The organism is Acinetobacter sp. V2 (assembly GCF_001188385.1).
GTDB lineage: Bacteria > Pseudomonadota > Gammaproteobacteria > Pseudomonadales > Moraxellaceae > Acinetobacter > Acinetobacter oleivorans.
In genome coordinates, this window is sequence record NZ_JZFB01000001.1 from 1,755,019 (window position 1) to 1,760,257 (window position 5,239).

A 5,239-nucleotide genomic window follows, 5' to 3' on the forward strand; every position below is an offset into this window, starting at 1 on the left:
AAAGAAAAAAATATGTATGGCAAAAAAGTAATGGGTATTGAACGCTCTACTTTCATTTTCCATAACAAAACTTTAGTTAAAAGCTACCGTAAAGTTAAAGCTGCTGGGCATGCAGAACAAGTTCTAGAAGACTTAAAAGCCCTTCAAACAGCTTAATAAAATTAACTAACAAAAAGCGAGTTTCACACTCGCTTTTTGTTTGCAAAGCATTACCCAATACTTTGACTTTGGCGTATCATAAAAACATTAGAATAATTATTTTAAGGCAATGACATGAGTCTACTCAAAATCTGCTCTTTGCTGCCTATTACTCTTTTTATCGGTGCATGTAGTGCAAATACATTAGCAATACCCACTGATAGCACCACATCAATTGCTCAAATTCAAAACAATTCCAATGAAATAAGCTGCCAAGATTTACAAAACCCAGGCTATCAACAAGCTGTACTTAACACAATTAATCAGATCCGACAGCAATCACGTCAATGTGGTCAACAGTATTTCCCCGCAACTAAACCGTTGAGCTGGAGTAATAATTTATATAAAGGCGCACTTTCTCATAGTGAAGATATGGCTGCACACAACTTTCTCGGGCATGTTGGCTCAACGGGTCTGGACTTAAAATCACGTTTGAAAATTTACAATACACTTGGTAAAGCCAATGGTGAAAATGTCGCTAGTGGCCAAAAAACTTTAGGGCAAGTTATGTCTAAATGGCTAACAAGTCCCTTGCATTGTAGTAATCTAATGAATCCAAAATTCACCACTTACGCAATTGCGTGTGCTTCTGATCAGTCTGTAAAGCAAAAGAGTTATTGGACTCAACAATTTGGTACGCGTTAAAAGGAAAAATGATGCAATCTGGTTCAATCACTCCAATTTTAAGAATTTTTGATGTTGATTTAGCTCAATCATTTTATCTTGAGTTCTTAGGTTTTCAGCTTGATTGGCAACATCAATTTGAAGATAACTTTCCGTTATATTTACAAATTTCCAAAGATGATTGCGTTATTCATTTATCAGAGCATTTTGGTGATGCAAGTCCACATAGTGCAATCCGTATTTATTGGGAACATATTTATGAGCTGCACAGCGAACTAAGCAAAAAAGATTATAAATTTTCTAAGCCTCAGGTTGAAAAAACAGATTGGGAAACACTTGAACTCAGCATCACCGATCCTTTTTCCAACCGAATTATCTTTTGGGCAGATGCTTAATCATTCAGTCCGCTAAAATTTGATAATGGAATACTTTCGATATAATTCTCCATTGATCATCTTCAAACACAAATGTAAGTGCATCATAAAAATATTTAGGGTGGATAACGCATTCAACATGGACTAGCGCCAACCGTTCATTAATCAAATTGATTGAACTGATTTTATCCTGTCGTGTTTGTTGCTTTGAAGCTGGAGAAATCCGACTCGCAACAATTGGAAAATATTCAGCCATGCTAAGTCGTAGTACGGGTTGCTCGGTTACATTGATATATATGGCATCAGGATGAAAAACATTATTTAGAAGTTGCACATCACAAAAATACAAACCATCAAAATATTGTTCTAGCTGTTTCTGAATCTCAGTAATCGGATTATTTTGCATTTTAAGTACTCAAACTTTGTCTTTTTCGTATCGCAGAAACAGTTTCACCTGCAACACCCCAGTTATCAGTTTCAACTTCATCAATGACTACAAATGTAGTTGCAGGATCTTTATCAAGCACACGAACCACAAGCTCTGTTGCTTCTTGAATTAATTGCTGTTTTTGCTGTATTGAGACATTTTCTTTGGTAATTTGAATTAAAATATAAGGCATATAGACCTCCTTTTATAATTTTATTTAATAACAAAAGAATTAGGCTGCTTCGGCTGCAATTGCATCTTGAACTGTTTGGCGCTCAGAAATTCTGTTCATAAAACTGGCTAAATGGCTAAAGTGTGCTAAATCAAGGCCAATAAAATCAGCCCAGCGTGTGACAACAAAAAGATAAATATCAGCAATCGTAAAGTTGGTTCCTGTTAAGTAATTTTGCCCATTTAATTGTTGATCGACCCATGCATAGTGCTTATTGAGGGTTCTGCTATATATGTTTTTACTTTTTTCACGGTAAGATTCATTGAAAAATGGCGAATATGCTTTATGAATTTCAGAAGCAATAAAATTCATCCATGAGAGAACCTCGTAACGCTCGGCGGTATTTATTTCACTTAATAAATCTTTTCGTAAAGACTGATCAACAAGAAACTGGCTAATTACTGCACCCTCTGTTAACAATGAACCATCATCAAGTTGTAATAAAGGGACTTGTCCTTTTTGATTGAGTTGATAAAAGTCTTCATTGAATTCAGTTAAATGCTGATCTAAATCGACCTTGATTAGTTCAAATGCAAATCCCAGCTCTCTTAAAACAATATGTGGTGCTAAAGAACAAGCATTGGGTGAATAATATAGTTTCATAAAATAACTCTATACAAGGTATGAAAATCATCTTATTGTTTACTTATATGTGCTTAAATAGCCCAGAACTCAAATCATTTTTTACATGGTGTAATAAATGGCTCAACAACTAAAAAGAATGATGTTTAGTAGCGTAGAGCTATTTTGCTTAGTCGCAGAAAACGAAAGCTTTTCCAAAGCAGCACTTCATGCAGGTGTTAGTCCAGCAGCTGTAAGCCGTTCAATCGCCCGATTAGAAAAGCATTTAGCCACACCACTTTTTGTGAGAACGACTAGACAAGTACGTTTGACGCCACAAGGAAAAATGTATTTTGAGGAATGCAAACAAGCATTAAATCAAATTTTAGAAGCTGAGCAACAACTTAAAAACCAAAAACAACAACCTTCAGGTTTGATTCGAATTAGTGTACCAACACCATATGGGCATTACCGAATACTGCCATTATTAGCAAAATTCTCGCAGCAATATCCCGCCATCGAAGTGGATATTCAACTAACCAACAAAAATGTGGACTTTATTGCAGAAGGATATGACTTAGCGATTCGCGGACGACAACTTTCTGATTCAAACTTGATTGCACGCCAACTCGAACAAGCTGAGCTGATTGTGGTGGCATCGCCACAATACTTAAAAAAATTCGGCATACCGCAAAGCATTGAAGATTTACAGCATCACCAATGCATTCAATTTGTACTACCCAGTACAGGGAAAAATGTACCGTGGCTATTCAATTCAAACCATCAAATTATTGAATATCAAAGTACAGGTAAAATCCGCTGTTTAGACGATATTCTAGGTACCATCACCCTAGCAAAACATAGTGCAGGATTATTACAAACCTACCGTTTTATAGTAGAAAAAGAGCTACAAAATGGGGAGTTGATTGAGATTCTTACAAAATTTTCAGGAACTTCACGTCCGTTTTCTCTACTCTACCCACTCAAAAAACACGAATCTTTTCATATTCGTGTTTTTATCGATTTTCTGATCAAGGAATTAAAACCACAAGCTGAATTAATTTAAATTGGTTTTATCATCTATAAGATATTTGCGCTGGAGTTCAGCATAAATTTCAGTTTCTTTAAATTCATCTAAAAATTTAATCGTTCCTACAGGAAAAAATTCCGTTTGGATTTCACCACGATAATAAGCTTCACGCATTGGCGTTGCCGAAATTGAATCTTTCAAGCTATCCAGCTCAACCATGATCCACTCTGGAAATAATCTTAAATAATATGAAGACTCATCCTTAAAATGCCCAATTAGACCAACTTTTGAGTTCGGTTCAATTACACCATTTACTAAAGATTTGACTTGTTTTACCCACTTTTCGTCATTATAAACATCTACCACATGTACAAAACGGATACGTTTTTGTTCTTCTAGAGAAAAATTTGACAAGATCATTTGCTCACGCTCTATTGCTAAGAACGGATTTTTAATATTACGTTCCATTTGAGCAGAGCCTAGCGCCAAAACCACATAATGGCTTTGTTGTAAGGCAATTTCAATTGTCTGCATATGAGCCAAATGAAATGGTTGAAAACGCCCTATAAAAACGAGATAGTCAAATTTATACATAATTAGATTTTCACTTTTTATGAACTCATCAGTAACGCTCATTACAAAAAATATGCGCCATAATGAGAACCTAAAAATTAACAACGTGGTTTAAAGCAAGGATAGTACGATGACACTTAGCTGTATTCAACAACCTCATCAACATTTAAACGCAAATTTAGAAGGTGGCGTACTCACCTTAGCCATAAATCGCCCAGATGCAAAAAATGCACTCTATGGCGAACTTTATTTATGGATTGCCAAGGCACTGAATGAAGCCGATCTTAATAAAGATGTTCGAGTAGTCATTCTACGTGGTGTCGAACAAGATTTTACCGCTGGCAATGACATGAAAGATTTTATGGGTTTTGTACAAAATCCTAACATGGGTCCAGCCGGAGAAGTTCCGCCATTCGTTCTACTTAAAGCGGCTGCCAAATTCTCAAAACCGCTTCTTATTGCAGTAAAAGGTGTGGCAATTGGAATTGGCGTTACGATATTATTACATGCAGATTTAGTTTTTGCTGACAACACGGCCCTATTCCAAATTCCATTTGTAAGTCTTGGCCTTTCTCCAGAAGGCGGCGCAAGTCAATTACTCATTCAACAAGCGGGTTATCACAAAGCAGCAGAACTTCTGCTTACTGCGAAAAAGTTCAATGCTGAAACGGCAGTACAAGCTGGCTTAGTGAATGAAGTAGTTGAAGATTCTTACGCATCTGCTCAGGCAACAGCTCAGCATTTAGCAGCTTTGCCTCTTGCATCATTAAAGCAAACAAAAGCGCTTATGAAACATAATTTAGAGCAAATTATTGAATGTATTGATCATGAAGCTGAAATCTTTATGCAGCGCGTTCACTCACCTGAAATGCTAGAAGCAGTACAAGCATTTATGCAAAAACGTAAACCAGATTTCTCTCAGTTTAATTAAAATCAATTTCTATGATTTGAATAAATTCAAAGGCAGGCTCTTCGTAAGGATGGCTTGTCTTTAATGCTTTCGCTACAGCCTTGGCATTTTCTTCAAGTACAATTGTTTCTACACGCCACTCATCAACTTGTTCAAGTTCGCCCAGCTCTCCGATATAAGGATCGGCTCCTTTAACTGGTTTGAACTGTCCTATTCCTTTCACTTGCCATGCGCAGTGTTCATAATTACCGATACCACCTGCACCAGCAGAGAAAATGGCTTGTTTAGTCGACTCAAGATGTGACTCAGG

The 5,239-nt window shown here is 36.5% G+C and carries 9 protein-coding genes and 1 pseudogene; 5 read left to right on the plus strand and 5 right to left on the minus strand.

From position 1 onward, the window contains the following. The 3 genes and pseudogenes from UC75_RS20740 to UC75_RS08065 all read left to right on the plus strand — a co-directional run. Positions 1-156 (plus strand): annotated as a pseudogene (locus tag UC75_RS20740) (peroxiredoxin); the annotation flags it as partial. Between the two features lie 117 nt (positions 157-273). Next, positions 274-843: a CAP domain-containing protein gene (locus UC75_RS08060; protein WP_049837249.1), complete on the plus strand. Its 570-nt coding sequence runs from the start codon at positions 274-276 to the stop codon at positions 841-843. Positions 844-854: 11 nt separating this feature from the next. After that, positions 855-1,217 carry a glyoxalase superfamily protein gene (locus UC75_RS08065; protein WP_004790695.1) on the plus strand — a complete coding sequence of 121 codons (363 nt, stop codon included), beginning with the start codon at positions 855-857 and terminating at the stop codon, positions 1,215-1,217. 4 nt (positions 1,218-1,221) lie between these two features. Here the strand turns inward: UC75_RS08065 and UC75_RS08070 are convergent, their stop codons facing one another. Genes UC75_RS08070 through gstA form a run of 3 tightly spaced genes read right to left on the minus strand, consistent with a single transcriptional unit; the run spans position 1,222 to position 2,458 of the window. Then, positions 1,222-1,602, minus strand: a complete 381-nt coding sequence (locus tag UC75_RS08070; RefSeq protein ID WP_049837250.1) for a nuclear transport factor 2 family protein — start codon at positions 1,600-1,602, stop codon at positions 1,222-1,224. A gap of 1 nt (position 1,603) precedes the next feature. After that, positions 1,604-1,816: a tautomerase family protein gene (locus UC75_RS08075; protein ID WP_004790691.1), complete on the minus strand. Its 213-nt coding sequence runs from the start codon at positions 1,814-1,816 to the stop codon at positions 1,604-1,606. A gap of 39 nt (positions 1,817-1,855) precedes the next feature. Next, the gene (gene gstA, locus UC75_RS08080) at positions 1,856-2,458 is read right to left on the minus strand and encodes a glutathione transferase GstA (protein ID WP_049837251.1); all 603 of its coding nucleotides are present in this window, start codon (positions 2,456-2,458) and stop codon (positions 1,856-1,858) included. A 97-nt stretch (positions 2,459-2,555) separates the two neighbouring features. Here gstA and UC75_RS08085 point away from each other — a divergent pair, with 97 nt between their 5' ends. Further along, positions 2,556-3,482 (plus strand): LysR family transcriptional regulator, encoded by a 927-nt coding sequence (locus UC75_RS08085; RefSeq protein WP_049837252.1) that lies wholly within the window; start codon positions 2,556-2,558, stop codon positions 3,480-3,482. On the opposite strand, the gene UC75_RS08090 is transcribed toward UC75_RS08085, so the two are convergent. Continuing rightward, positions 3,474-4,040 (minus strand): nicotinate-nicotinamide nucleotide adenylyltransferase, encoded by a 567-nt coding sequence (locus tag UC75_RS08090; protein WP_128825156.1) that lies wholly within the window; start codon positions 4,038-4,040, stop codon positions 3,474-3,476. The genes UC75_RS08085 and UC75_RS08090 overlap by 9 nt on opposite strands. 109 nt (positions 4,041-4,149) lie before the next feature. Here UC75_RS08090 and UC75_RS08095 point away from each other — a divergent pair, with 109 nt between their 5' ends. Then, a complete protein-coding gene (locus UC75_RS08095) occupies positions 4,150-4,950 on the plus strand; it encodes an enoyl-CoA hydratase-related protein (RefSeq protein WP_049837254.1) in 801 nt (266 codons plus the stop codon). Here the strand turns inward: UC75_RS08095 and UC75_RS08100 are convergent. Next, positions 4,943-5,239: NGG1p interacting factor NIF3 (locus UC75_RS08100; RefSeq protein ID WP_049837255.1), on the minus strand; the 297-nt coding region annotated here is incomplete at its 5' end. The two genes, UC75_RS08095 and UC75_RS08100, sit on opposite strands and share 8 nt — an antisense overlap.

What these genes read in the sequence shown, in the direction of transcription:
- UC75_RS08060 (WP_049837249.1), top strand. Translation starts at nt 274, where the DNA reads ATGAGTCTACTCAAAATCTGCTCTTTGCTGCCTATTACTCTTTTTATC.
- UC75_RS08065 (WP_004790695.1), top strand. Translation starts at nt 855, where the DNA reads ATGCAATCTGGTTCAATCACTCCAATTTTAAGAATTTTTGATGTTGAT.
- UC75_RS08070 (WP_049837250.1), bottom strand. Translation starts at nt 1,602, where the DNA reads ATGCAAAATAATCCGATTACTGAGATTCAGAAACAGCTAGAACAATAT.
- UC75_RS08075 (WP_004790691.1), bottom strand. Translation starts at nt 1,816, where the DNA reads ATGCCTTATATTTTAATTCAAATTACCAAAGAAAATGTCTCAATACAG.
- gstA (WP_049837251.1), bottom strand. Translation starts at nt 2,458, where the DNA reads ATGAAACTATATTATTCACCCAATGCTTGTTCTTTAGCACCACATATT.
- UC75_RS08085 (WP_049837252.1), top strand. Translation starts at nt 2,556, where the DNA reads ATGGCTCAACAACTAAAAAGAATGATGTTTAGTAGCGTAGAGCTATTT.
- UC75_RS08090 (WP_128825156.1), bottom strand. Translation starts at nt 4,040, where the DNA reads ATGTATAAATTTGACTATCTCGTTTTTATAGGGCGTTTTCAACCATTT.
- UC75_RS08095 (WP_049837254.1), top strand. Translation starts at nt 4,150, where the DNA reads ATGACACTTAGCTGTATTCAACAACCTCATCAACATTTAAACGCAAAT.